This is a genomic window from Ruegeria sp. YKSD179 (assembly GCF_059612885.1).
Map to the genome: position 1 here is coordinate 17,344 of NZ_JBXWRL010000032.1, position 25,995 is coordinate 43,338.

20 protein-coding genes, 1 tRNA gene and 1 pseudogene are annotated in these 25,995 nt (G+C 53.6%); 18 read left to right on the top strand and 4 right to left on the bottom strand.

Annotated elements, in window-relative coordinates; all coding sequences use genetic code 11:
* Window positions 1-39: 39 nt before the first annotated feature.
* The 10 genes and pseudogenes from AC2FNE_RS15150 to AC2FNE_RS15195 all read left to right on the top strand — a co-directional run.
* Window positions 40-171: pseudogene (locus AC2FNE_RS15150) on the top strand (Arm DNA-binding domain-containing protein); the annotation flags it as partial.
* A 42-nt stretch (window positions 172-213) separates the two neighbouring features.
* A complete protein-coding gene (locus AC2FNE_RS15155) occupies window positions 214-1,104 on the top strand; it encodes a tyrosine-type recombinase/integrase (protein WP_496805733.1) in 891 nt (296 codons plus the stop codon).
* Window positions 1,091-2,140, top strand: coding sequence for a hypothetical protein (locus tag AC2FNE_RS15160; protein ID WP_496805711.1), 1,050 nt, complete (start codon window positions 1,091-1,093; stop codon window positions 2,138-2,140). The genes AC2FNE_RS15155 and AC2FNE_RS15160 overlap by 14 nt, the downstream gene beginning before the upstream one ends.
* A 515-nt stretch (window positions 2,141-2,655) precedes the next feature.
* Window positions 2,656-3,666 carry an AraC family transcriptional regulator gene (locus tag AC2FNE_RS15165; RefSeq protein ID WP_496805712.1) on the top strand — a complete coding sequence of 337 codons (1,011 nt, stop codon included), beginning with the start codon at window positions 2,656-2,658 and terminating at the stop codon, window positions 3,664-3,666.
* Window positions 3,667-3,772: 106 nt separating this feature from the next.
* A complete protein-coding gene (locus tag AC2FNE_RS15170) occupies window positions 3,773-4,837 on the top strand; it encodes a DUF1214 domain-containing protein (protein WP_496805713.1) in 1,065 nt (354 codons plus the stop codon).
* 61 nt (window positions 4,838-4,898) lie between these two features.
* A complete protein-coding gene (locus tag AC2FNE_RS15175) occupies window positions 4,899-6,407 on the top strand; it encodes a DUF1254 domain-containing protein (protein ID WP_496805714.1) in 1,509 nt (502 codons plus the stop codon).
* Window positions 6,408-6,505: 98 nt separating this feature from the next.
* Window positions 6,506-7,897: a DUF1214 domain-containing protein gene (locus AC2FNE_RS15180; protein ID WP_496805715.1), complete on the top strand. Its 1,392-nt coding sequence runs from the start codon at window positions 6,506-6,508 to the stop codon at window positions 7,895-7,897.
* Window positions 7,898-7,966: 69 nt separating this feature from the next.
* Window positions 7,967-8,881 carry a DUF1254 domain-containing protein gene (locus AC2FNE_RS15185; protein WP_496805716.1) on the top strand — a complete coding sequence of 305 codons (915 nt, stop codon included), beginning with the start codon at window positions 7,967-7,969 and terminating at the stop codon, window positions 8,879-8,881.
* A gap of 144 nt (window positions 8,882-9,025) precedes the next feature.
* Window positions 9,026-9,391 carry a DUF1214 domain-containing protein gene (locus AC2FNE_RS15190; protein WP_496805717.1) on the top strand — a complete coding sequence of 122 codons (366 nt, stop codon included), beginning with the start codon at window positions 9,026-9,028 and terminating at the stop codon, window positions 9,389-9,391.
* A 272-nt stretch (window positions 9,392-9,663) separates the two neighbouring features.
* Window positions 9,664-9,807 (top strand): VapE domain-containing protein, encoded by a 144-nt coding sequence (locus AC2FNE_RS15195; protein ID WP_496805734.1) that lies wholly within the window; start codon window positions 9,664-9,666, stop codon window positions 9,805-9,807.
* Window positions 9,808-10,573: 766 nt separating this feature from the next.
* On the opposite strand, the gene gntH is transcribed toward AC2FNE_RS15195, so the two are convergent.
* On the bottom strand, window positions 10,574-11,719 hold the full coding sequence (gntH, locus tag AC2FNE_RS15200; protein ID WP_496805718.1) for a guanitoxin biosynthesis MBL fold metallo-hydrolase GntH: 1,146 nt from the start codon (window positions 11,717-11,719) through the stop codon (window positions 10,574-10,576).
* 308 nt (window positions 11,720-12,027) lie between these two features.
* On the opposite strand from gntH, the gene AC2FNE_RS15205 reads away from it, so the two are divergent.
* Complete coding sequence (locus tag AC2FNE_RS15205) at window positions 12,028-12,534, top strand: TetR/AcrR family transcriptional regulator (protein ID WP_496805719.1); 507 nt, start codon at window positions 12,028-12,030, stop codon at window positions 12,532-12,534.
* A 646-nt stretch (window positions 12,535-13,180) separates the two neighbouring features.
* On the opposite strand, the gene AC2FNE_RS15210 is transcribed toward AC2FNE_RS15205, so the two are convergent.
* Together AC2FNE_RS15210 and AC2FNE_RS15215 are read right to left on the bottom strand one after the other, a co-directional pair.
* The gene (locus tag AC2FNE_RS15210) at window positions 13,181-14,080 is read right to left on the bottom strand and encodes a DUF3387 domain-containing protein (RefSeq protein ID WP_496805735.1); all 900 of its coding nucleotides are present in this window, start codon (window positions 14,078-14,080) and stop codon (window positions 13,181-13,183) included.
* A gap of 275 nt (window positions 14,081-14,355) precedes the next feature.
* A tRNA-Leu gene (locus AC2FNE_RS15215) sits at window positions 14,356-14,442 on the bottom strand.
* Window positions 14,443-14,650: 208 nt separating this feature from the next.
* Here AC2FNE_RS15215 and AC2FNE_RS15220 point away from each other — a divergent pair.
* Window positions 14,651-15,634 carry a complex I NDUFA9 subunit family protein gene (locus AC2FNE_RS15220; RefSeq protein ID WP_170606583.1) on the top strand — a complete coding sequence of 328 codons (984 nt, stop codon included), beginning with the start codon at window positions 14,651-14,653 and terminating at the stop codon, window positions 15,632-15,634.
* Here the strand turns inward: AC2FNE_RS15220 and AC2FNE_RS15225 are convergent, their stop codons facing one another.
* The gene (locus tag AC2FNE_RS15225) at window positions 15,635-16,438 is read right to left on the bottom strand and encodes an undecaprenyl-diphosphate phosphatase (protein WP_496805720.1); all 804 of its coding nucleotides are present in this window, start codon (window positions 16,436-16,438) and stop codon (window positions 15,635-15,637) included. It abuts the gene before it with no gap.
* 229 nt (window positions 16,439-16,667) lie between these two features.
* Between AC2FNE_RS15225 and AC2FNE_RS15230 the strand changes: the two genes are divergently transcribed.
* From AC2FNE_RS15230 to queG, 6 genes are all read left to right on the top strand, one after another.
* The gene (locus AC2FNE_RS15230) at window positions 16,668-18,101 is read left to right on the top strand and encodes an NAD(P)-dependent oxidoreductase (RefSeq protein WP_170481228.1); all 1,434 of its coding nucleotides are present in this window, start codon (window positions 16,668-16,670) and stop codon (window positions 18,099-18,101) included.
* Between the two features lie 28 nt (window positions 18,102-18,129).
* The gene (locus tag AC2FNE_RS15235) at window positions 18,130-18,567 is read left to right on the top strand and encodes a GFA family protein (RefSeq protein ID WP_496805721.1); all 438 of its coding nucleotides are present in this window, start codon (window positions 18,130-18,132) and stop codon (window positions 18,565-18,567) included.
* Window positions 18,564-23,096, top strand: coding sequence for a glutamate synthase large subunit (gene gltB / locus AC2FNE_RS15240; protein WP_496805722.1), 4,533 nt, complete (start codon window positions 18,564-18,566; stop codon window positions 23,094-23,096). The genes AC2FNE_RS15235 and gltB overlap by 4 nt, the downstream gene beginning before the upstream one ends.
* Window positions 23,097-23,403: 307 nt before the next feature.
* Window positions 23,404-24,144: a monofunctional biosynthetic peptidoglycan transglycosylase gene (gene mtgA / locus AC2FNE_RS15245; RefSeq protein WP_170481234.1), complete on the top strand. Its 741-nt coding sequence runs from the start codon at window positions 23,404-23,406 to the stop codon at window positions 24,142-24,144.
* Between the two features lie 58 nt (window positions 24,145-24,202).
* Window positions 24,203-24,868, top strand: a complete 666-nt coding sequence (gene fzlA / locus AC2FNE_RS15250) for an FtsZ-binding protein FzlA (protein WP_170606593.1) — start codon at window positions 24,203-24,205, stop codon at window positions 24,866-24,868.
* Between the two features lie 76 nt (window positions 24,869-24,944).
* Entirely contained in the window at window positions 24,945-25,982 is a 1,038-nt protein-coding gene (gene queG / locus AC2FNE_RS15255; protein ID WP_170606595.1) for a tRNA epoxyqueuosine(34) reductase QueG, read from the top strand.
* The last annotated feature ends 13 nt before the right edge of the window (window positions 25,983-25,995 follow it).

Consider the following 25,995-nt stretch of genomic DNA (forward strand, 5'->3'; position numbering starts at 1 on the left):
TGCTGATGCAGCGGGGCAGCTGCCGGACAGTGGTTCCTCAGGATCACGGTGCATGGCCGACGGCGTGAGATGGGCTTAGGTTCCAGCTCTGAAGTTTCGCTAAAGGAGGCCAGACAGCAAGCTGATCATTGGCGTGGACTTGCTCGTCAGGGCAAAGACCCCATCAAAGAACGCGAGAGGCAGCGCCGCGACGCCGAACGCAATCTGCATTGTCTGGCCGATGTCGCGCTTGATGCGTTCGAAAGCCGCAAGGCCGAACTGAAAGGCGACGGCAAGGCCGGACGGTGGTTTTCACCGCTCAAACTTCACGTCTTGCCGAAGCTGGGCAAAGTTCCCGTCTCAGATATTGATCAGATCGACATACGCGATGCTCTGAAGCCCATCTGGCATTCTAAGGGGGAGACGGCCCGAAAAGCCATCAATCGCCTCAGCATCGTCCTCAAGCACGCTGCGGCCCTCGGGCTGGACGTGGATTTGCAGGCGACCGAGAAAGCGAAAGCGTTGCTCGGCAAGTCCAGGCACACGCCTCAGCACATTGCCGCCATGCCGTGGATCGAGGTTCCAGAATTCTACCGAACGCTGGAGGTGCCCACGACGACCAACCTAGCGCTACGTATGCTGATCCTGACAGGTGCGCGCTCCGGCCCAATTCGGTTCATGCGGTACGATCAAATCGAAGACGATACTTGGACCATTCCGGCAGAACAAATGAAGGGAAGGCTAGGACAAACGTCGGACTTCCGCGTACCGCTATCCGATGAAGCCGTTCGCGTAGTTGAATTGACCAGACCTTTCGACCGTGACGGGCATCTTTTTCCTGGCCTTAGCAAAGGCGTGATTTCCGACATGACCATGGGCCAACACATGCGGAAAGTTGATTTGCCCTACAGACCACATGGATTTCGGTCCAGCTTTCGCGACTGGATGGCCGAACAAACCAATGTCCCACGCGAGATAGCCGAGACCTGCCTTGGCCATGTCACAGGAAGCCAAGTCGAGCGAGCGTATCGCAGGACAGATTATCTAGAACAACGTCGCCTGATCATGAACGAATGGGCTCGCTATGTGACAGGCGAGAACGGAAGCATTTATGAAGATTTCTGAAACGTCCGCCCGAACACTGGCTACTGCTCCGAATGAAGCATCGGCAAGGCTACTATCAGAGTTCAGGAAGGCTGCCGTACGTGGCGATCCGACTGCCTTGTATCAGGCGATCATCCTCTGCGCTGACTATCAGCTTGCCATGCCGGATTGGCTCGTAGATCACCTCCTGAAACTCACAGCGGACTACCATCTGGGAAAGAAGCCGAGTTGGAAAGGGGCGGGAAAACGGCCATTGATCGTCATCAGACGCCGATTTGAACACGAAGTTCGGCGGCGGGCGGTAATCGCAGTTAAGGCGTGGATTAAGGACAAGAACAAGTATCAAGAGATGCCCACCAAGTGCATTCGCGCCTGGAACCGGCAGGACTACCTCCATTGCAAATTTAAAAACCAAGAAGACACCTTGGATTTTGCGTCATTCGGTCTGCAAGGCATCAAGTTGCAAAACGATGGTCCCACTATGAAATGCAGCCCACGGACGTTGAGGCGCGCCATGGAAGACAAGAACGCCAGTCATGTACCTAAAGATGCACACAACCTCGCAATCGCACTCGAAGCCTTGCGTCTTGGCATCGCCAAGCTACCGGGCGGGGCATTCTTAACGCATCCGGAAAAATCTGAGTGCAACATTGTCTATCCAGTCACGCAACCATTCAGGATGCTTGGCTGCCACATCGTAAAGACGAACGACGGTGTCGATGTCTTCCCGACTGAGACGAACCAGGAAAGGCTCGGAGGGCGTGTCGAGTTCGGACTGCAGATGACAGAAGCCATGCTAATCGAGGCTTTCAAAACTTCAGACAACAATCTGCGCCTTGAGGGTCTTCAAGAATATCTTCGGCTTGAGAGCTATATTCATTCATGGCTACAGGCATTTTCTATGTGCTCGGACATAGAAGTGTTTCGATCTGACCTTTATTATCGACTTCACACATTGAAGAAGGCCATGGCTATCGAGGCAGACGAGCTGGAGGACGCCAAAGATACTTCTACGGAATGCCACTACTATCCCAGTTCCGGAATAGCTCATTCTTAAGTCGGCAAGGACGCACAACAGGTCACCAGCCTGCTCTGTGTGAACGCAAATTCACTGAGAAACTGTGATGCCGCGATCTCAAAAAACACTCAAGCCGAATGAACCTAGTTCATCAGGTAATCAACCATGGGCAACAAACGCCGACAATAGCAAAGGCGTTTCTTTCAGTTGTCGAACCGGGGTTCGGAATGCTGCGAATTGAAGGGAGGTTTAAGCAAGATCAATAGTTTAGCATTGGTCAATGCATGAGTTCATCGGCCAGCAAAAGGGGTACTTTTGAATGCATCGAAAACAGCGCAATTCGGTGAACTCGAGTTCACTCGTCTCGATGCACTTGCATTAATCAAAGCATTAAAAGCAGCCATTCATCCAACCCGCAGCGAATTACAGCTTCGAGCCCGAAGCGGGCGTTCCCGTCGCTGCGCACATACTCTCTTTGGCTATCCGGCAACCTGGGATACATTTTCCTGCACTGACGTTCGTTGCAGTACATTTCGAGTGGAGGAAACAAGTGCATGAACTTCCAAATCGCCCAAACATTTCAGCGCGGCAGTTTTTCGACGGATGACCCGAGCGAATTCGAGATTGCTGTTCAGCCTTGGGACCTCTTGATTGACAGCCGTGATCAAGGAAAGAGCAAGTTTGGGTTGGACTTCATCAGCTTCCCAGGACTGTCGGTGCTGCGAGAAAGCTATGGAGATGACGTCCGGTTGATAGGGATGCCGCCGCCTGACCACCTTGTCCTAGCCATACCTTTTGGAGGCGATGGTCAGTCAGTTGCCTTTGGTGAACCGGTTATCGACCACCAACTCTATTCGCTGGCCGGTGATCCTCTAGAAGTGAGATACCGCGGAGGACAAACGGTACTGACAATTGAGATAGAAATTGCACAGGCTTTTGAGCCCACGCTTGAGCTTGTCATGGAGAAGCTCGCTTCGCGTGGCCGGCATTCGGCATTTTCACCATCGCCTCAGAAGGTGCGTGCAATTTCTCAAAAGCTCGAAGCGCTATTTCAGCCGGCATACACAGACCGAGCAACTCCCACAAAAGGAACCTCGGACGTGATACGGGAGTTCATCGAGGACGCACTGATCGATGCAGTCCTCCCAGACGGACTTGATTCAATTCATGGGAAGAAGGTCGGTCAGAATGCGGCTGTAGTGGCGGCCCTTGAGTACCTTCGCACCCCCGACATCGAGTGCGCGTCTGTTGCAGGCCTGTGCGAAGCGATAGGTGTCAACAAGAGAACACTCGAACGTGGAGTGCGTGAGAAATTCAATTGCACCGTCGTTCAACTGTTGCAGAAATGGAGGATGCACGCGGCGCGGCAGCGCTTGTTGGAGGCCGGACCGCAGGATAGAACTGTCGCTCAAATCGCGACATCACTTGGCTTCTATGATCTTGGTCGCTTTGCCTCTCGGTACCGCTACAGATTCGGGGAATACCCTTCGGATACCTTGTCGGCAGCATCCCGGTGGGTTGTCCGGCAAAGCCGTAGCACAGTTCCTCGGCGCTCGCCGGTCTGAAAGGCGAAGCCGAACAAACTACTTGGGAGGCATCTGAGGCGCGAAGGAACTGTCGCAAATTACGCAGACGGCTTTCATGTGGCTCGCTAGAACCAGTAGAGACCATATGGAAGAGGAAGAAATGCGTGAGTTTGTGAGCATTATGCCTTGGACCGCAGTGCTGATTGGTGGATCGGTCACTCTTGCTGTTGCCAGCGAAACTGACAGCGCTCAGATCATGCCGGTGACCGAAGAAACTTTCATTCGCGCCGAAGTGGACGCGCGCATTCTGCGCTTCATCGAGGCTGGTGGAATGAACAAGGGGCTGGTTTACGACGCGCCGACCCCGGTCGATAACCAGGCCGTCCCGCGCATGAACCGGGACACGCTATATGCTGGAATTCCAATCGACACCTCCGAAGGTTTCACGATTACGGTGCCGGAGGTCTCTGATGGCCGCTACATGTCGGTTTACATGATCGACAACGACCATTTCGCCATCGATATCCTGTCCGAGCCAGGCATCTACGAATTCGGGCCGCAGGATACGCGCTACATTGTGGCGTTGCCACGTGTACAGGTGCTCAACGCGAACGAAGAAAACGACGTGGAGATTGCCCGCAATCTACTGGCTCAGTTCAAGGTGGCGTCTGGCAGCATGGAGCCCAAGACCGCCAATTGGGACTGGGCGCAGATGATGGCGATGCGCGCGGGTTATGAGGCGCAGTTGGACGACTATACCCAGTTTCCGCCCACATTTCAGGACACGCGGGCCTCGGGCAAGGTCACACCTGAGCATCACCGGATTGCCGTTGCCACCTCCTGGGGCCTGTTTCCGAACTCCGAGACGGTCTACATCAACGACACCGGTCCCGAAGGGCCAGCGGGTGTCGAGCAGTGCTATACCGCAACATACACACCGCCCGAAAACGATGCCTTCTGGTCTATCACCATGTACGACGATGAAGGCTACATCTTCAGCGACGACCATGCCGTACTGAACAGCGCCAATACGCAAATGAACCAGGACGGCACATTCACCGCCTTCTTTGGGTCCGAAACGGTGTGCGGCAACGTGCCCAATCGGCTCGACACGTCCGAAGGCTGGTCGTTTCTGATGCGTGTCTATCGCCCCGGCGAAAGCGTCAGCGCTGGGGAGTACGTCCTGCCCGATCTCACCCCCGTCAATTAAGCGCCGCAGAGCCGCAGAGCCGCAGAGCCGCAGATCACAACACAATGGGGAAATTGTCGAAATGCTGATGTTCCGTACCGCCCTGCTGGCAGCAACACTGGTGGTGGTCCCGCAATTTGTCGCGGCCGATGGGCCAACCTATGCTGCCAACGTGCCCGAAAAGCTTCTGACGCCTGATGTAGTCGAAACGGAACGCCTTGGGACGCTCAACTTTTTCGACGGCTTGCCCTCGGAAGAGACCATCAACAAGCTCTGGGACAATCTCGACTTCATGCGCGGGGTCGATGCGTTTTTGCACGGCATCCCGGCCACCTCGATCCATGCCTTCTGCGAAGGTCTCAAGGCAGCCGGCGTGCCACCCTTTGTGGCAGGAATAACCGAGGGTTTGCTTGACGCGCGGAGCCTCATGCTGACGGCAAACTCCACGACGATGTATGTCCTGACCTGTATCGACACCAAGTCAGGCCCGGTTGTCATGGACGTCCCGCCCATCACGCTTGGGCCGATTGACGACGCCTATTTCCGCTGGGTGACCGATGTGGGCTTCACCGGTCCCGATCAGGGCCGGGGCGGTCGGTATCTGTTCGTTCCACCTGGATACGAGGGCGCGTTGCCGCAAACCGGTTTCCATGTCGTTCATTCACCGACCTACAAGAATTGGATGTTGATGCGGGCTTTCGTTCTCAATGACGGCCTGGAGGGGACCGTGAAGCGGGTCAAGGACCATCTTCGGATCTTTCCCTTCGCCGAGATAGAAAACCCGCCAGAACAGCAATTCGTACAGCTAACGGGCAAGCAGTGGAACTCTATCCACGGAAATGACTTCTCTTTCTATGAAGAGTTGAATGCAACGGTGCAGTATGAGCCTCCTGATGCTTTCCCGCCGGAAATTGCCGGTATTTTCAATAGCATCGGCATCCGGCACGGGCAGCCGTTTGAGCCCGACGAGCGGATGCGAAATATATTGATGGAGGCGGGAAAGGTCGGCAACGCCACGGCCCGGGCGCAGTCCTTCAGTCCACGTGATCCCGGTGTTTACCTTTTCGAAGGGCGCCAGTGGACAACGCCGTATGCTCGTCTCAGCCACGAGTTCCTGGAAGACGGTGCGCGCATTCTAAGCGATCGGACGTTCTTCCACTACGTGGCAACCGGCGTCACACCGGCCATGGTGAGACCCCGGGTTGGCTCTGGGTCGGTTTATGGCCTCACCGCGAAGGACTCGGAGGGCAACTATCTCGACGGAGGCAAGACCTATCGCATCGATCTGGAGGCACCTGTCCCCGCCGGCGATTTCTGGTCGTTCACAGTCTACGACAACCAGCACCGCTCGATGCTGGAGACGGATCAAAAGCTCGCCGGAATAGATAGCACCGTGCCTGGGATCGAACCGAACGCGGACGGCTCATGGACCATCTGGTTCGGTCCGGAACCTCCTGAAGGCAAGGAAGGCAACTGGGTTCAAACCATGCCGGAGAAATCTTGGTCATCGATCATTCGGCTTTATGGGCCGGGCCAGGAATGGTTCGACAAATCTTGGGTTCCCGGAGATTTCGTGCGGGTTGAGGAGTAATGCCGCGGATCTGCGAGCACGTGTTGGGGGAAAACAGCTCTGAGATGAACGCGGTTGAGTACAAGGCCCCCTTTGATCAAACAATCGTGAGGCATAGGATGCGACGGATTGCGACGCTTACAACATTTTTAGGACTTGCGATATTTGCGGGTTCAGTTTCCGCCGAAGAACGTGATTTCGAGAGAGAGAGGTTTGAGCGGCGCGCCTACGAAAGCGCCCTTTGGGCGCAACCGCTCGTGGCGGGTAACCAGATGATTGCGGGCGCGATAGATGCAGGTCAGGCGCTCAATCAAGTCGCGTATTTCTCACAACCGCCCAACTGGAAATTTCAGTCGCCCACGCCGAATAACTCTACGCCCTATGTTCAGCTCATTTACGATGTGAAAGATGGGCCAGTAGTAGTGGAACTTCCCGCAGCGACCGAAACCTACAGCATCTTTGGCACGTTCCTCGATGTCTGGCAGCGACCGATTGTCGATGTTGGTCCCGATGGCGATGACAAAGGCGAAGGGGGCAAATACTTCCTGTACGCGTCGAATGCGGACACCGTGGTGCCGGAAGGGTATCTCCCCGTGCCGCTTGAAACCTATCGCGGTTACGGGACGTTGCGCGTCATCACGCCGGATTTGGAACCCGCAACTTTGGAAGGTGCAGCGGCCTATATCAGAGACGGGATCCATCAATACCCCTACGGCAGCGATGAGCGATTGCCCCATATGGACATCTACGATGTTCTGTATACATCGCAGTTTCCGTTCGACAGCAGTTTCTTTGACCGGTTGCAGGAGATCGTCAATCACGAGGAGGTTCGCGAGGTCGATAAATACCCGATGGGAATGCTCAGCAGCCTTGGCATTGAACGCGGCGGGTTTTTTGATCCCACCGATGAAGAACGCGCCATACTCAACGAGGTGATGGGCCGCATTCATCAAGAGTTGCAAAACAGCCTGAGCGTCATTCCCCCGCTTCGCTGGGGTGACGAGACGCGCTGGACGCAACCGGTTGCGAACTCGATGATCGGAACGATGATGACCTATGAAGATGAAAACAAGGTCTATATCGATGATCGGGCGTTCACCTATTACACGTATATTGCACCCCCAGTGAAGCTTGGCTCTGCCACTGCTTATCTGATGGTGACAAGAGACAAAGCCGGGGCGCCGCTGGATGGCAGCAGTTCGTATAAACTGACCGTTCCCGCCAATGTGCCTGTTGAGCAATTTTGGTCCATTCTCGTCTACGACGTGGCGACGGCCTCCTACATCCGTGGGGCGGACCCTATCGGCCTTGCCTCGACAGAAAGCCCCCCGCCTCTGGTCAACGACGATGGCAGCGTGGACGTCTATTTCGGCCCCGAGGTGCTGAATGACGGCGTGAACTATCTGCCGACAGGGGGAGCCGAAAATTACTTCTTACTGTTCCGCTTTTATGGACCGACAGAAGCCTACGGGACCAACGCTTGGAAACTAAACGATCTCGAACCGATGTGATCGTCTGTCGAGCAATGGCGTTGATGCCCAATCTTACACCTCACAGATCAGCTAGCCGGAGATGAAAAGATGCACAGGCTCTTCGCAGCGACCGCCTTTGCCATTGGATTGGCCTCGTCCCTATCCGCACAGCCCGATGGGTTTCCACCACTCGATCCAACGGAAATTTACCGGGAAATGGACTTGCAGACGCTAGTGCGCGCCTATTCTGAGATGCACCCAGAGGTCGGCTTTCTCTCTGTCTACAACGCCTACCTGAGTGAAGGCTCGACCCCACAGAACGTCGGGATCATGGAAACTTCAGTCGACAGTCGCCATATCGTTCTGACCGCCAATTCCGAGACGATCTATGCAGTGCATCCGGTGAACCTCGTGGAACAAGGCGGCGCTGTGGTTGTTGAGGTGCCGCGCGGCATGCAAGGCATGGCGAATGCGCCAGGTTGGTGGAACATAACCGACATTGGCGGACTGGGGCCGGACGAGGGTCAAGGCGGCAAGTATCTCTTCACGGCTCCCAGTTATAGCGGCGAGATCCCGGACGGTTACTTTCACTTCGAAAGTCCCGCCAATACGATACTTTGGTTGTTGCGAGGTTTTGTTGAGAATGGCGATACCGCGGCAGCGGTGGCCAATATGCAGGCCGGGATAAGAACCTACAGCCTATCGGATGCGGACAACCCACCCGACACGACCTTTTACAATACCTCCGAAAGCATGACCAATGTTCACCCAATGGACATGCTCTATGAGAAGGAGGATGTCCTTCCCATGGTGAGGCAGTATTTCGAATTGAATGGTCCGCATGCAAACCCGATGCATGTTGGTCTCTATAGCCTGTTGCTCGATATGGGCTTCTTCGACGGAACGGTCGATCCTGCCCTGATGGAGGAGGCTGCTTCCATTGGTGACCTCAATCAGCGCACACGCAGCTTCAACAACCGCGCGAAAGATGCCTTCAAGTGGCCGGGCGAGAGCCTTTGGTAATGGGCGAACAATTTCGTAGACGAAAACTTCACCGATCGGACGAGCGGGGTTTATTCGTCTTCTCAGCATCAAGTCTATTCGCACATGGCGACCTTCAATTCGGTCGGCATGACGCGCGCGCCAAAGGGAGCGGGGTCGCAATACGTGTTCACGTCGAAGGATTCTGACGGCCAATGGCTCGATGGCGCGAACTATTACAAGTTGACTATCCCAGCTGATCCGCCAGCCAATGACTTCTGGGCGATCACTCTCTACGACGCCGAGTACCGCTCGATGGTGCAGAATGAGAGTTTCCAGTGGGGGGTGAACTCTTATGCTGAGGACCTCTTTTTCGAGGAGGACGGCTCCGCTGTGCTGCACTTTGCACCGGACCAACCCGAAGGCGTAGCAGACCGCAACTGGATCGAAACGAACCCCGGGCAGGGATTCATGGTCTGGTTCCGGACTTACGGGCCTACTGACGCATGGTATGACAACAGTTGGATTTTGCCGGACGTATCCAAGCAGTAATCTCACGAACTATCTTCAAAGTAGCGCCTGCTTGTAACCTCGAATGACTGTCACTTTACTCTGGCAGATTATCCACCGCGACTGACCCCTTCGTCCCGCGATGCGGTCATAGGAGAAGTGTCCAAATCCTGCTGCGTGCGCACGCAGCGCGGATTATTCTGCGGTTGCTGAGCTTTGGTTGTCGCAACGCGGCAAGAAAACCGGCCATTCGATCAGAGCGCGACGAAACTGGCAACCGGCGGTTCTGGCCAGTCAAGGTTGGCACCATTGACGTGGATGCCATCACGCGCGACCGCGACCAGCTTTGGGCCGAGGCTGCCCACCATTTCAACAATGGTGAACTTTGGTGGCTGACCGGCGAAGCAGAAGTCGCGGCCCAAGAAGCGCAAGGGGACCTGGATTTCTGCCGAGCCTGACCATTCGTCTTCTTCCCAATCGTATGGAACCTTCAAATCCAGCTTTGCCCAGTAGTCGGTCGCAAATGGTTGCAACGCAATAAGCCTCAGTGCCGTCTGGCTGATGTCAGTGTCGCCATTATAGTCAAAGAAATGTTGCACCAACGGAATGAGCGAGAGACCGGTATCCTGGTTGCCGAAGGCAACACCGGCGAACGGTCCGAGCTGATCTGATCCTGTTCCGATGCCTTGGTCTTCATTGCCGAACTCGACTATCCAGTCGAGACCCAGTGCGGCACGATACCCCCAGGTCTCGTTCAGCAAACCTTCTGTCGGAAAGTAGATTAATTTGATGACCGTTTTTTCCCAGTCGCTAGATGACGAACCATCCTTGGATATATCGTTGTAGTGGAGCTCGTATTTGATCTTCAAATTGTCCCGCGCCATGAACGCGCCGTCAATGAAGTAATCCGTTTTTTCGCCGTTATCGCCGTCCGTATGCTGTATTCTGAAGTCGGTGTTCCGACCTTTGGATAGTGGGTTTGAAGCGTTTTCTGCTGCACTGCTTTGAACAAGAGCAAAGACCAAAAAACACGCGGTACCGGTTATTCTAAAACTACTGTTTTTCATCTTTTGTTCTTCGGCGCTCGGAAGCTTGGGAGGATGTTTTCTCGCGTTCAGTGTTTGCGCCTCCGATTTTACGGGAGCGCATCAAAACAGTTTGTGAGACGAGCTTTAGTTGTCAGCCAGATAAAGGTATTGATGTCGCGATTTGCTCTTTTGCTAGTCAGTAAGCAGGTTCCGCGTTGGTACCGTAGCGAGAATTTATGTCGTCATACATTTGACTAATTATGTCAGAGAAGTGCAAGCCGCCATCAATAACGAACTGAGAGTTGGGTATCCGTTCGCTGGGATCCGGTGCCTCTTGAGGATTAACACGCGCGGGCGGCCAGATTTCTTCATCCACTACCGCCATTCGAACCTGAATGTCGTCTTTCGTTACATTCCAGACCATGTAGTCCACCGCATAGTCGACCTGGCCGTCGTAGGTTTCGCTAATGCCCGGAGCAATGTCAGCTATCGTGTCGAAGTCGTTGAAAAAGTTGTAGCCGACAGCCCGACGCGGTTTGAGCTCACTCATCACCTTGCCGAATTGCTGAGGAGAAGTATGTATTTGGGTCCCCACCTGAAGCGCCGTTTCCGGGGCAAAGCCCATGAAATTGATCCAGCCTTCCGGCGTATAGAGCACTTCGTGCACCAGGATATCGGCTTCTTTTCCAAACTCAGCCATCCACTTGTTTGGGTAGGTGTCGCTGCTATAGACGAACTTTAAGCCGTTCCACTCAAGCGAATAACTGACCGCTCCGTCGAGGGCGTGGATTGCCGGGAACGAGCGAATGACAACGCCATTCTCTTCGTAAACTACTTGATTTTCGCCTCGGTAATCAAACTCGGTCACGTCGAACGCAAGCCCGCGAGTATCCGTGTGGCCAACACGTCCGGCGACATCCCAAGTCAAAAATTTCTGCAGGTGGTCGATGGCATAAGCGGTGCCAAACTTGGGTTCCGATCCGCTAGGCCCCCATACGCGGAGCGGTTTGGTCCGGCCAGAAATGACACCGCCCACCCATAGCGCATCAAGGTCGCCAATATGATCGGAATGCAGGTGACCCAAGAAAAGTTTGTCGAGGTAATCGTATGGTATGCTCAGCGCGGAAAGTCGTTCGGCTGAGCCGGTTCCAATGTCAAAGATGAACTTATCACCATTCCCGAGTTCAACCAACCAACAGGCGGCGGCCTGCTTGGGGCGTGCGTTGGGCATACCGGTACCGCAAGCGACAACTCGCATTTCGTCTGGCGCCAAGTCCTCAGTGCCCGGGAAATAGGCGTCTCGGTCGCTTGTGGCAGTCACCGGAGAAACCTCTGTCTCCAACGATCCCTCTTGTGCGGACGCAGCTCGCAATAGGCCCACAGCGGATTGCCCGCTGCTACCGTTCGCATAGCCCCATATATAGATCCCAGATGCAACAATCGCTATTGAACAGGGGAGTACCGTATTTCTTACTAGATTTTTCATTTTCGTGCCAACTGACGGGGGTGTCTATTCATTCAAATTCATACTAAAAAGTATGATGGTCTAGTCAACCGTCGAACGGTTACACCCCGATATCTTGAGGCAAGCTGAGGATGAAGCGAGAGAGGAAAAAACACTTAAACAGAGAGGCTTGGCTAGAAAAGGCTATGCAAGTCCTGTCCCAAAAAGGTGCGGCCAAGCTGAATATCGAGAGCCTTTCAGAGGCGATGGGCCTAACCAAAGGCAGCTTCTACACCCACTTCGATGATCGTGCGGACTTCGTTCAGAAGCTCGTTTCATTCTGGAAAGAGAGATTTACTCTTTCCGTCATCCGTCAAATCGACGCCTTGCATGATGCCGATGCAGAGAGACGGCTGCTGGAACTGGCAAGACTGCTACAGAGGCACAGAATGGCTCGATTCGAAAACGCTATTCGAGCATGGGCGAACCGGGAACCGGAGGTCGCTGAAGCCGTAGAAAAGGTAGACGAGGAGAGGTTCGCCTGGGTGCAAAGTCTCTTTTATGAGATCGGATTTCGAGGCGTCGACTTAGACACTCGAACGCGGCTCTTCGTCGTCTACTATAGCTCTGATCATGGCTCTCACCTTCCTGCATCTGGGGTAGCGGAAGACAAAGAAATCACGGCCCGCCACGAGTTTCTCGTACGCCCTTGAGTTATTCATTGCAGGACAGTCGCAATCCTCACTCCCCAGTTTGCCGCTAGCAGTTGGTTTTGAAAGCACCAAACTGCGAATGTCGATTATAGAACTTCCCCTCCGGTGCAGACCGCGACTCAAGTCGGCAGAACTGCCGCCATAGACCTCAATGATTGACACACTGTAAAAACTGGAAAAAGTGAATGAGTTTTGCTGTATCTGCGTTTGTCTACTCCGTTCGCGAAGCAGTCGTTCATGCAGGCGAAACGTGCTGCGGTGCGGCTAACGGCGGGTTTGTCCGCATAGCAGTCATTCATTCCAGGCAAAACGAAAGTCCGCTTTCTTTCTTCTTCCAGAATGAGAAGTCGGTGAACTTGAGTTCACTAATTGCAAATCAGTGCTGTCCGCGTGGAATTGGTGAACTTACGTTCACTGGCAAAAAATGAACCTGTGAAGGTCAGTGAACTTGAATTCACTTGTTTTCCCCACTGATGCTCAAAGGCAGTTTGTTCCCGCTGTCTCTAGCACCTTGAGTGAACCCAAGTTCACCAGCTAATTTTGGTCAAAGGGTCAAGCTGCATCCAACGGCTAAGCTTTTGGTGAACTTACGTTCACTAGATGTTCGAAAAAAACGGGTCTATTTCATTTATTGATTACTGCGTCCTCAGGCTTCCCATCTTAAGAGGGTTTCGGCCTGACTTAACACAGTGTTTATCGCCACAGGGGCTAGGTCTGGTGGATAACCGTGCTTTCTCAGGATGCGGCGGACAAGCACACGTAGTTTGGCGCGCGCGCTTTCTTTTCGGTGCCAATCGACGGTGACGTTATTCCGCAATTGCTCTACAAGCACATGAGCGATTTTGCGCAGTTCGTCGTTACCCAGCACATCGACGGCACTTTGGTTCTCTGACAACGCGTCATAGAATGCCAACTCTTCATCACCCAAGCCAAGGTCATCACCTCGCTGCACGGATGCCTTGAGGTCCTTCGCCATGTCGATCAGTTCTTGGATCAACTCGAGGCTGGTGATGGCGTTGGCATGACAGCGCGCTACTGCTGCCTCGAGGCGCTCCGAAAAGGCTTTAGCTTCGACCACGTTCCGTTGCTGCCGGGCTTTGATCTCTCCAGCCAGCAGCTTTCTGAGAGCCTCCAGCGCGAGGTTCTTCTGCTCCATGTTCTGGATTTCAGCAAGGAACTCTTCGGAGAGCACAGAAATCTCGGGGCTGTCAATGCCTGCTGCCGCAAGCACGTCGATTATGCTGGCGTCAGCTATGGCATCTGAGATGAGTTGGCCGATGGCGAACTCTTTCTCGCGTTTGCTCATTCCGGTCTTCGGCGACGACTTGGACAAGGCCGCTCGAACAGCTTGGAAGAAACCCACCTCCGCTTTCACCGATTGTGCGTAATCGCTGGCAGATGCCAAGGCGAAGGCTTTGGAGAGACTAGCGACCAGATCGGCGTAGTAGTTCAATTCAGCCTTCTTGGCCTTATCGTCTGTTGCCTTGTTTGCGCGCGCCTTTTGCTTCTCAAGCGCCCATTCAATAGCCCCTGCAAGCGCCTGTATGCAACCATGAGTTCGCTGTCCAACAAGTTACTTCAACTGAATGGAAAAAGCTTCTCAGGTTGAGCCCAGCTGCATTATTTTGATCGGAGTGCGTTGGATTGCTGGCGTCGCCTGCCTCCAAACACGGGCCGTGTGTGTGAGGGGGTTGTTGGTGGACACTTAGGTCAATAGCTCCATGCAGCGAACACCAAGACAGAAAAGGTGGGCACGTGGGTGGATCAAAAACTTTGGTTTTTGATTAAAATCTTGTTTTATAATGGTAATTCTTGATTTTGTGGTGCCCAGGAGAGGACTCGAACCTCCACGTCCATACAGACACTAGCACCTGAAGCTAGCGCGTCTACCAATTCCGCCACCTGGGCAGGTGTCGTGCAGGCGCGTTTAAGCCGACAGGCCTAAACCGTCAACTGGATTCGCGAAGAATCTTGAAAGTTTTTTGACAGCAACGGGCACACACAGTTTTCCAATGTATTTCGGCGATCAAATTGAACTAGGGTAGCGTTATTGCGACTTGTTTGCTGAGCGTGCGGATTGTAGATCAATCAAGACTAAGACAGCAGGAGCGCCAACATGTCTAAAATGGTCACTATTTACGGTGGATCAGGCTTTGTCGGCCGATACATAGCCCGTCGCATGGCCGTTGAAGGCTGGCGCGTAAGGGTCGCCGTCAGGCGACCGAATGAGGCGATGTTCGTCAAAACCTACGGGGTAGTCGGTCAGGTTGAGCCAATTCTATGCAATATTCGCGATGATGCTTCGGTTGCCGCTGCGATGCAGGGCGCTGAAGCCGTGGTGAATTGTGTTGGAGTTTTGAACGAGCTAGGCAAAAATGAATTCGATTCTGTGCAGGCCCAAGGCGCCGAGCGAATTGCCCGGCTGGCTGCAGAGAACGCGGTACTTCGCATGGTTCATTTATCCGCCATCGGAGCTGATGCTGGCGCGGACAGCGTGTATTCGCGCACAAAGGCGCAAGGCGAAGCCGGGGTTCGGGAGCACTTTCCAAATGCATTGATACTGCGCCCGTCGGTTATTTTTGGGAACGAAGATCAGTTCTTTAACCGATTTGCAGCCATGGCCAGAATGGGGCCGTTTCTTCCGCTGGTCGGGGCCGAAACACGGTTTCAACCGGTTTATGTCGATGACGTGGCCTGGGCTGCTGTAAAAGGTGTTTTGGGCGAGGCCGACGCAGGTGTTTATGAATTAGGCGGACCTGAAGTTAAAACTTTTCGCGCGCTGATGCAGCAGATGTTGGATGTTATTCACCGTCGGAGAGTCGTCGTGGGAATGCCGTTCTGGGCAGCACGGATAATGGCCGGAGTGCTGGACATTGTTAAGTTCGTAAGCTTTCAATTATTTCCCAACAACATTCTTACGCGCGATCAGGTTAGGAACCTGCGTCGTGATAACATCGTTTCGGATAACGCAAAGGGTTTTGACGATTTGGGTATCGAGCCGGCAGCGTTAGACTCTATTCTGCCTGAGTATCTTTGGAAGTATCGCCCCTCGGGTCAGTATGACGACATCCAGAATTCGGCAAAAAATATGCGGACTTAGTCACCAATATGCGATGCCCAAAAGGATGATCCCAAGAACTACCCGATAGATCACGTAGGGCGTAAAGCTGACACTGCGCAGAAGTCGCATCATCAGGCTTAGCGCAAGCAGCGCGGCAATGAACGCAAACGCTGCGGCGATCGCCCCATCGCGTGCTAGCTGAGCATCTGCATTACGCACAACGTCTACCGACAGCAGCGCGCCTGATGCCAAAATCGTAGGGATTGACATTAGCATGGCTAAGCGGGCGGCATCTTCGCGGCGATAGCCCAATTGCCGTGCGCCAGTGATTGTTATTCCGGATCGGGAAGTGCCTGGAATCAAAGCAATAACTTGCCACAACCCCATGATAACCGCGTCCCTGAAGCTCCAGCCCGATGCCTGTTTTGTTTGCGGTCCTTTCTGATCCATCCAGTACAGCAGCAATCCGAATCCCAGCATCGCCCAGCCGATCACGGCAACCGAACGAAGAGAGTGACCTAGGTCGTTAAAGAATAGGATTGCCCCCACAAGGACGGTCGGTATCGTTGCAAGGATCAAGCACATTGCAAGTTTGGCCTGCGGGGTTTCGATTCGACCTGCAAGGGCGGCAGGCAGGCCAATAAGGGCCTTTTTCACGTCGGTCCAAAAATACAATACTACGGCACCCAGTGTGCCAACATGGACCGCGACATCAATCGCAAGCCCCTGATCGTTGAGCCCGGTCAAGCCTGGTAGCAAGATCAAGTGACCAGAAGAAGAAATGGGCAAAAACTCAGTTATTCCCTGAATGATCGCAACAAGAATCAATTGAAAAAGACTCATTACCTGTCGTACCGCCTTCACGTGCTCTTTGTTTTCAATGGGTATAAGCGTGTTGCCCGAAAGGAAAGCACACAAATAGGTCCGATTCGGAACTAAATTTGCGATATTTTTTTACTGAATCCATGGTGGAGCGACTGTTTTTTTTCAAATAGGTAACCAATACTGACTTTTCAACTGCCTCACCTTCCCTTAAAGAGGCCGGACCAAACCATTTCATGGAGTCTGACCCGTGGCCAAGCAACCGATGCTGAAATTTGTGCAGATCGATCGTGCGATGCCTGAAAAGCGAGCCGCCGATGACCGCAAAGAAGACTTTGACGAAATCTATTCTGAATTCGCGGCTGAGAAAGCCGCCGAGCAGGCGAGCCGTTGTAGCCAGTGCGGAGTGCCATACTGCCAGTCACATTGCCCGCTGCATAATAATATTCCCGATTGGCTAAGATTGACCGCGATGGGCCGCTTGGAAGAGGCGTATCAAACCAGCCAAGCGACTAATACTTTCCCCGAGATTTGCGGCCGAATTTGTCCACAAGATCGCTTGTGCGAGGGTAACTGCGTGATTGAACAGTCGGGCCACGGAACAGTTACAATCGGCACGATAGAAAAATATATCACTGACACCGCTTGGGACAAAGGGTGGGTTCAGCCGGTCGCGCCCAACGCGGAACGCAGCGAAAGCGTCGGAATAATTGGGGGTGGACCCGGAGGTTTGGCCGCTGCTGACATGTTGCGCCGGGCGGGTATTCAGGTCACAGTCTATGATCGCTACGACCGGGCAGGAGGTCTGTTGATGTATGGCATCCCAGGCTTCAAGCTTGAAAAAGACATCGTACAACGTCGTAACGATCTGTTGGCAGACGGGGGAGTTGAATTCGAACTCAACTGCGATGTTGATGCTGCGAAATTCGCGGATATTCGAGCCAAGCATGACGCGATTGTAATAGCGACGGGTGTCTATAAGTCACGGGACTTGAATATGCCTGGAAGCGGATTGCCCGGAATTGAAAGGGCAATAGATTTCCTGACTGCTTCAAACAGAAAGAGCTTTGGCGACACTGTTGAGGAATTCGACAATGGTCGCCTGAACGCCGAAGGCAAAAAGGTCGTTGTGATCGGAGGGGGCGACACGGCAATGGACTGTGTGCGCACTTCAATCCGTCAGGGTGCGACATCTGTGAAATGCCTTTATCGCCGGGACCGTGCCAATATGCCAGGCTCGCAGCGTGAAACGCAGAACGCTGAGGAGGAGGGCGTGGTCTTTGAATGGCTCAGCGCGCCCAAAGGCTTTACCGGAGACGAAAAAGTTTCGGGAGTGATGGTGCAGAAAATGCGTTTGGGTCAGCCGGATGCGTCCGGCCGCCAAGCTCCTGAGGTAATTGAAGGCGCGGACTACGTTGAAGACGCTGATCTGGTGATTAAAGCATTGGGTTTCGAGCCCGAAGATCTTCCTGCACTGTTTGGTCAGCCAGACCTCCCAGTCACGCGTTGGGGAACGATTAAGGCCGCGTTCCAAACCGGCGAGACCGAGATGGAGGGCGTCTATGCCATCGGTGACATCGTCCGTGGTGCGTCTCTGGTCGTTTGGGCTATACGTGACGGGCGCGATTGCGCAGAAGCGATCATCGACCGCTTAAACGTAAAGGCATCGATAGCAGCCGAGTAACTTTAAGCCAGCGACAGGAGCTTTCGTAATGCCCGAATTGCAAGGCCAATGTATGTGCGGTGCAGTTACACTTACCGCGACCCCGGCAAAGGATGCGCTGGGCGCGTGCCATTGCGACCAGTGCCGCCGTTGGACAAGCCCTATGCTAATAACTTTTCCGGCTGAGCAGGGATACGCCGCGTTGGGTCCGGTCAAGGTACACAAATCATCAGATTGGGCCGAACGCGCATTTTGTTCGGAATGCGGATCGGCACTGTGGTACCGGATTACTCTTTCCGGTGAGATGCATGGACACACGCAAATGGCCGCCGGTTTGTTCGAAAATGCTATCGGCAGCCCACTGAAACTTGAACTTTATATCGACAAAAAACCTGAGGGTTACGCGTTCGAAGGCGAACGCCGACAAATGACGACTGCTGAGGTGGAGGCAATGTACGCCCAGCCGGAAGAAGGAGACAGCCAATGACCAAATACGACGCGAATTGGGTGCAAGCCGAAACAAATAAACGAGCTTGGATGGCCGAAAACAGTCTCTATTCTAAAGAGGAAGAGCATTCCTCGTGCGGAGTCGGACTTGTTGTCTCGATCGACGGAAAGAAAAGCCGAAAGGTTGTTGACGCGGGCATCGACGCGCTAAAGGCTATTTGGCACCGTGGGGCCGTTGATGCGGATGGTAAAACTGGTGACGGTGCAGGCATCCATGTTCAGATTCCGGCTCCATTCTTTTACGACCAAATTCGTCGAACAGGGCATGAACCCAAGTTGGACGAGTTAATTGCTGTAGGTCAGGTATTTCTTCCGCGGACAGACTTTGGCGCTCAGGAACAATGCCGCACTATTGTGGAAACCGAAGTCCTTAGAATGGGGTATTACATTTACGGCTGGCGCCACGTCCCAGTCGATGTGACCTGTTTGGGAGAAAAGGCTAACGCAACAAGACCCGAAATTGAACAGATTCTGATTTCGAATTCCAAGGGCGTAGACGAAGACACTTTTGAACGCGAGCTGTACGTGATCCGCCGCCGAATTGAAAAGGCGGCAATGGCGTCAGGGATCTCCGATCTGTATCTGGCCTCGCTCAGCTGCAGGTCAATAATTTACAAGGGCATGATGCTTGCCGAACAGGTTGCTGTTTTTTACCCCGACCTTATGGATGAGAGGTTCGAAAGCGCATTTGCAATCTATCACCAGCGCTACTCGACCAACACATTCCCGCAATGGTGGTTGGCGCAGCCGTTCCGTATGTTGGCTCATAACGGCGAAATCAATACGCTGAAAGGCAACATCAACTGGATGAAAAGCCACGAGATCCGCATGGCAAGTGGCACATTTGGCGACTACGCAGAAGACATTAAGCCAATCATCGCTGGCGGATCGTCAGATTCAGCCGCATTAGACTCTGTATTCGAAGTTTTGGTGCGGGCCGGTCGATCTGCCCCAATGGCAAAGACAATGCTGGTACCGGAAAGCTGGTCCAAGCAAGCGGTCGAACTTCCTCAAGCGTGGCGCGATATGTACTCCTACTGCAACTCAGTGATGGAGCCTTGGGATGGTCCCGCCGCATTGGCCATGACCGACGGCCGCTGGGTTTGTGCAGGGCTTGACCGAAATGGCCTGCGTCCGATGCGTTATGTCGTGACAGGGGACGGCCTTGTGATAGCCGGTTCCGAAGCTGGCATGGTTCCCATTGATGAAGCCAGCGTGGCTGAAAAAGGCGCACTGGGCCCCGGCCAAATGTTGGCTGTCGACATGAAAAAGGGAAAGCTGTTCCGAGATAAACAGATCAAGGACAAGCTGGCTGCAGCTCTGCCGTTTGGTGAGTGGGTCGGAAAGATCAATGATCTGGACGACACTTTGGCGGGTGTAACAGAAACACCTAAGTTTTCTGGCGCAGAACTGCGGAAGCGACAGATTGCAGCCGGATATTCCGTCGAAGAACTGGAACAGATACTCGCGCCCATGGCCGAGGACGGTAAAGAAGCGTTAGCGTCGATGGGCGATGACACTCCGTCTGCCGTCCTTTCAAAACAGTATCGCCCGCTTAGCCATTTCTTCCGCCAAAACTTTAGCCAAGTGACTAACCCACCGATTGACAGTTTGCGTGAATACCGGGTCATGTCGCTGAAAACCCGGTTCGGCAACCTTAAGAATGTGCTGGACGAAGACAGCAGCCAAACCGAGATCATCGTATTGGAAAGCCCTTTTGTCGGGAATGCGCAATGGGACAAGTTAGTCGAGAATTTTAACGCTCCTCAGGCCGAGATTGATTGCAGCTTTGAACCGGGCTCAGGTGCACTAAGCGCCGCTTTGGCCCGAGTTAGAGCCGAAGCGGAAGAGGCCGTACGCTCGGGTGCCGGGCATCTGGTGTTGTCTGACATGCAGTCGGGCGAAGGTCGTGTTGCGATGCCTATGATCCTGGCGACAAGCGCGGTGCACTCGCATCTTACTCGACAAGGTTTGCGGACGTTTTGTTCGTTGAACGTCCGTTCTGCGGAATGTGTCGATCCACATTACTTCGCGGTTTTGATTGGCTGCGGCGCGACCGTAGTAAACGCCTATCTGGCTGAAGACTCGCTCGCCGACCGAATTGAGCGTGGTCTGTTGGATGGCACCTTGACCGAAAACGTTGCTCGGTATCGCGAGGCGATTGACCAAGGTCTGCTGAAGATCATGGCAAAGATGGGGATATCAGTGATCTCATCTTATCGTGGCGGTCTGAACTTCGAGGCTGTCGGGCTAAGTCGGGCAATGGTCGCAGAATATTTCCCGGGCATGATCAGTCGCATCTCGGGCATAGGTGTTACCGGAATTCAGGCAAAGGCAGAGGAAATTCACGCCAAAGGATGGGAAGACGGCCTGGACGTATTGCCCATTGGTGGGTTCTACAAGGCCCGTCAGTCGGGTGAGACGCACGCTTGGGAAGCGACTTCGATGCATATGATGCAAATGGCCTGCAACAAAGCGTCGTATGAGCTTTGGAAGCAATACTCAGCGAAAATGCAGTCCAACCCACCGATCCACCTACGTGATCTGATGGACTTCAAACCTTTGGGTAAACCAGTGCCGATTGAAGAGGTCGAATCGATTACCTCGATCCGCAAACGGTTTGTGACCCCTGGCATGTCGCTGGGCGCGCTAAGCCCAGAGGCACACAAGACGCTGAACGTGGCAATGAACCGGATCGGCGCAAAGTCCGACTCGGGTGAGGGAGGAGAAGACCCGGCGCATTTCATTCCGGAACCGAATGGCGACAACCCTTCGGCCAAAATTAAACAGGTCGCGTCAGGCCGGTTCGGCGTGACGGCCGAATACCTTAACCAGTGCGAAGAGCTAGAGATCAAGGTTGCTCAGGGTGCGAAGCCCGGCGAGGGTGGTCAGCTGCCTGGTATGAAGGTCACGGATCTGATCGCGCGTCTGCGGCATTCGACCAAGGGCGTGACTTTGATCTCGCCCCCGCCGCATCATGATATTTATTCGATCGAAGATCTGGCCCAGCTGATCTATGACCTGAAACAAATTAACCCTCGCTGCAAAGTAACCGTGAAACTGGTGGCGTCTTCTGGTGTAGGCACGATTGCCGCCGGCGTGGCCAAGGCGAAGGCGGACGTAATTCTGATATCGGGTCACAATGGCGGCACTGGCGCATCTCCTGCGACCTCGATCAAGTATGCAGGTCTACCTTGGGAGATGGGCCTGACCGAGGCTCATCAGGTTCTGGCGATGAACAACCTGCGGGATCGCGTAACATTGCGCACTGACGGTGGGTTGCGAACGGGTCGCGATATTGTCATGGCTGCGATGATGGGGGCTGAGGAGTACGGCATTGGAACCGCCGCTCTTATCGCTATGGGATGCATCATGGTGCGGCAGTGCCAGTCGAATACCTGCCCGGTTGGTGTCTGTACGCAGGACGAAAGCTTGCGCGCCAAGTTTACCGGTAATGCGGACAAGGTGGTGAACCTGATCACTTTCTATGCTCAGGAAGTTCGCGAATTGCTTGCCAGCCTTGGTGCGCGTTCTGTTGATGAGATTATTGGCCGAGCAGATTTACTGGCGCAGGTCAGCCGGGGATCGGCGCATCTCGATGATCTGGACCTCAATCCACTGCTAATCACGGTCGATGGAGCGCACGACATCGTCTACAATCGTGACAAGAACAGGAATGCCGTGCCGGATACGCTTGACGCCGAAATCGTACGAGACGCCGCAAGGTTTCTTAAGGATGGCGAAAAAATGCAGCTTTCCTATGCTGTCCAAAATACACACCGGACCGTAGGTACACGTGTATCCAGCCACATAGTGCAAAATTTCGGGATGCGGAACACGTTCCAATCGGACCACCTGCACGTGAAACTGCAAGGTTCCGCGGGCCAGTCACTTGGGGCATTCGCAGCACCGGGACTTAAGCTGGAAGTGTCGGGCGACGCTAACGATTATGTCGGTAAGGGCCTTTCAGGTGGTACTATTGTTGTGCGTCCTCCGCAGGTCAGTCCGCTCAAGGCAGATGAAAATACCATTATCGGCAACACTGTTTTGTATGGTGCCACAGATGGTTACCTATTTGCGGCAGGACGTGCTGGTGAACGATTTGCTGTCCGAAATTCCGGTGCAAATGTGGTGATCGAAGGCTGCGGTTCGAACGGATGTGAGTACATGACCGGCGGAGTTGCCGTGATTCTAGGTGACATCGGAGCAAATTTTGGCGCGGGTATGACAGGTGGTATGGCCTATCTGTATGACCCTGAAGTCAAGGCGCAGTTATTGATGAACACGGAAACGCTTGTGGTTTGTCCTGTAACGGTTGATCATTGGGAAACACAACTGAAGTCCCTCATCGAACGACATGCTGACGAAACCAAGAGCCGAAAGGCAAGCGATATTCTGCAGCATTGGGAAGTTGAAAAAGGTAATTTTCTGCAGGTTTGCCCTAAGGAAATGTTGAATAAGCTGAGCTATCCATTATCGGCTGAAGTCACAGCGGTGCCCGCAGAATAATCGGCATTGCCTACGAAATATTCGAGCCTCCACATGTTGTTCACGCGACGCGGAGGTTCGATTTCCCAGACATGTACAACCATCTTGCAGTGCTTAATGTACTAGGCCTGACTTAAGTTATGGGCGAAATTGGGTCCTCATCGCGGCCCACCGACTTATAGGCGGCAAGACGCAGACTGAAATTTAGAACTTTTCCGGGAACTACAGACGTTGGTGGGCAAATGCTATAGACATTTCGCTGCGCGAGGCTTGCAATACGGTGAATTAGGCCTTTCCTCACGTCCCCGCGGCGGCGTATAGCAGGGGCATGGCAAAGAAAGCAGTCCGCAAATCTCGCGGTCGAAAGAAACAGGTATCTCAGTCAAAAAAACGAGCCTCGTTTCTGGGGTTGATCAGGCGCTGGGTTGTGCGCATCGCGCTGGGATTTGCAGTACTATTTTTAGTGCTTGTGCTACTCTACTCTGTTGTTAATCCACCCATTACGCATACGATTTGGTCGGAATGGCGTCGGTTGGGTCAAGTCGAACGGGATTGGGTTTCTTTCGACGAAATCGCGCCTGTAATGGCGCGTTCAGCTGTTGCGGCCGAGGATGCAAATTTCTGCCTACACTGGGGGTTTGACGTCGAGGCGATACGCGATGCTTTGGAAGATGGAGGGTCAAGGGGGGCTTCTACCATCTCTCAACAAGTGGTGAAGAATGTCTTTCTTTGGCAGGGACGTAGTTGGGTTCGAAAGGCTTTGGAGACTACGATGACTCCGGTGGTTGAAATAATCTGGACCAAGCAACGTATTCTTGAGGTGTATTTGAATGTTGCCGAAACTGGACAAGGCGTTTTCGGGGTCGAAGCAGCCGCTCAGAGATACTATGGCGTAAGCGCCGCCAAGTTGACACCAGTTCAGGCGGCGAGGTTGGCAGCAATCCTGCCCTCGCCACGTAACAGGTCGGTTACAGACCCCTCGACGCGGACACGCCGACGCGCAGCATCAATTTTGGATGGTGCGGCCACCATCCGCGCAGATGGTCGCGCGGATTGCTTCGAGGATTGAAACTTCTGTCCATCAAAGGCTAAAGCTGAAGCAGGTTATCTGGTTTGATTGGAAGTCCATGGCGCGTTTGTTTCATGTCCCCTTGTCCCCATTTTGCCGAAAAGTCCGGCTTTCATTGGCAGAAAAGAAGATCGAAGTCGAATTGGTCGAAGAAAGGTACTGGGAGCAGGGTTCTGATTTCTTGCGCCGGAACCCGGCGGGTAAAGTGCCTGTGTTGCGACTTGATGGGAATGTCATGGCAGAGAGTAGTGCGATCTGTGAGTATATTGAAGAAACGCGTCCAGATCCCCCACTGATGCCCAAAACGCCAGAAGCCAGATACGAAGTACGGCGACTGATTGGTTGGTTCGATGACAAGTTTCACAACGAAGTCACTTCGAAGCTGTTGTATGAGCGGGTAAACAAAAAGGTGACTGGCCAAGGTTACCCGGACAGCAAGAATGTCAAAGAAGGAGCCCGCGCAATCAAATACCATTTGGACTACATGTCATGGCTATTGGATCATCGCCGGTGGCTGGCCGGAGATCAGATGACTTTGGCGGATTTTACTGCAGCCTCGCATTTGTCCGCTTTGGACTATATTTCAGACGTTGATTGGAACCGAAGCCGGGCAGTTAAGGATTGGTACGCGAAAATCAAATCCCGACCGGCGTTCCGATCAATTCTGGCCGATCAAGTGCCAGGGTTCCGTCCTCCGGCCCATTACGCTGATCTGGATTTCTGATAGGATTGTTTAAAAGGGTCGGTCCGCCATCGTTAGCCCGCGGATTTAGTTCACCCCCAATGGGTTTTTGCGACCAATGAAGAGCGGATTGGAGTTGAAAGAACGGCTGGTGGCCCAAGCCCTGTCGGAGGGGTTTGTCTCGTGCCGCTTATGTCGGCCATGGGATGTCCCTCATGTTCCAGCACAGCTGCAGACGTATCTGGAAAAAGGGTATCATGGGCAGATGACATGGATGGCGGAGCGTGTTCACTGGCGTGGCGATCCTGCCAAGCTATGGCCCGAGGCCAGGTCCGTAGTTATGTTGGCTGAAAGTTATGCACCCGAGCATGATCCGACCGAGGTGCTAAACCATCCGGATCTCGGCGCGATATCAGTATACGCCCAGAACAAAGACTACCATGATGTGGTGAAAAAACGACTGAAGCGATTGGCGCGGTGGCTGATTTCAGAAGCAGGGGGCGAAGTGAAGGTGTTTGTAGACACCGCTCCGGTGCCAGAAAAGGCGTTGGGCCATGCTTCGGGGTTGGGATGGCAAGGGAAGCACACGAACTTGGTCAGTCGAGAATGGGGAAATTGGGCCTTTTTGGGCTCTGTTTTTACTACATTGGACATACCAGTGGACGTTGCCGAGATTGACCACTGCGGATCGTGCCGCGCTTGTTTAAACGCCTGTCCCACGAATGCATTTCCAGCCCCTTATCAGTTAGATGCTCGACGTTGCATCTCATATCTGACGATCGAACATAAAGGGCCGGTGGATGCCGAACTCCGTCCCTTGATGGGCAACCGGATTTACGGATGCGACGATTGTTTGGCGGCATGTCCATGGAATAAGTTTGCGGTCTTGGCCAGCGACATGCGTTATGCAGCGCGAGATGATCTTGCGGCACCAAGTTTGGCGAAACTCGCCAAGCTGGATGACGCTGAATTTCGCAATAAATTCTCGGGTTCTCCAATCAAACGCATCGGTCGGAATAGGTTTGTTCGCAATGTATTGTACGCGATTGGCAATTCAGGTTTGACTGAATTGCGAGTGACAGCGCAAGCATTGTGTGACGATCAGGATCCTGTTGTGGCAGATGCCGCGCGCTGGGCTGTAAATCAGCTGTCATAAACGCCGCAAACAG

Bases quoted from the DNA above. Each gene is read 5' to 3' on its own strand.
- AC2FNE_RS15160 (WP_496805711.1), top strand. From the start codon at position 1,091: ATGAAGATTTCTGAAACGTCCGCCCGAACACTGGCTACTGCTCCGAAT.
- AC2FNE_RS15165 (WP_496805712.1), top strand. From the start codon at position 2,656: ATGAACTTCCAAATCGCCCAAACATTTCAGCGCGGCAGTTTTTCGACG.
- AC2FNE_RS15170 (WP_496805713.1), top strand. From the start codon at position 3,773: ATGGAAGAGGAAGAAATGCGTGAGTTTGTGAGCATTATGCCTTGGACC.
- AC2FNE_RS15175 (WP_496805714.1), top strand. From the start codon at position 4,899: ATGCTGATGTTCCGTACCGCCCTGCTGGCAGCAACACTGGTGGTGGTC.
- AC2FNE_RS15180 (WP_496805715.1), top strand. From the start codon at position 6,506: ATGCGACGGATTGCGACGCTTACAACATTTTTAGGACTTGCGATATTT.
- AC2FNE_RS15185 (WP_496805716.1), top strand. From the start codon at position 7,967: ATGCACAGGCTCTTCGCAGCGACCGCCTTTGCCATTGGATTGGCCTCG.
- AC2FNE_RS15205 (WP_496805719.1), top strand. From the start codon at position 12,028: ATGCAAGTCCTGTCCCAAAAAGGTGCGGCCAAGCTGAATATCGAGAGC.
- AC2FNE_RS15220 (WP_170606583.1), top strand. From the start codon at position 14,651: ATGTCTAAAATGGTCACTATTTACGGTGGATCAGGCTTTGTCGGCCGA.
- AC2FNE_RS15225 (WP_496805720.1), bottom strand. From the start codon at position 16,438: ATGAGTCTTTTTCAATTGATTCTTGTTGCGATCATTCAGGGAATAACT.
- AC2FNE_RS15235 (WP_496805721.1), top strand. From the start codon at position 18,130: ATGCCCGAATTGCAAGGCCAATGTATGTGCGGTGCAGTTACACTTACC.
- gltB (WP_496805722.1), top strand. From the start codon at position 18,564: ATGACCAAATACGACGCGAATTGGGTGCAAGCCGAAACAAATAAACGA.
- mtgA (WP_170481234.1), top strand. From the start codon at position 23,404: ATGGCAAAGAAAGCAGTCCGCAAATCTCGCGGTCGAAAGAAACAGGTA.
- fzlA (WP_170606593.1), top strand. From the start codon at position 24,203: ATGGCGCGTTTGTTTCATGTCCCCTTGTCCCCATTTTGCCGAAAAGTC.
- queG (WP_170606595.1), top strand. From the start codon at position 24,945: ATGAAGAGCGGATTGGAGTTGAAAGAACGGCTGGTGGCCCAAGCCCTG.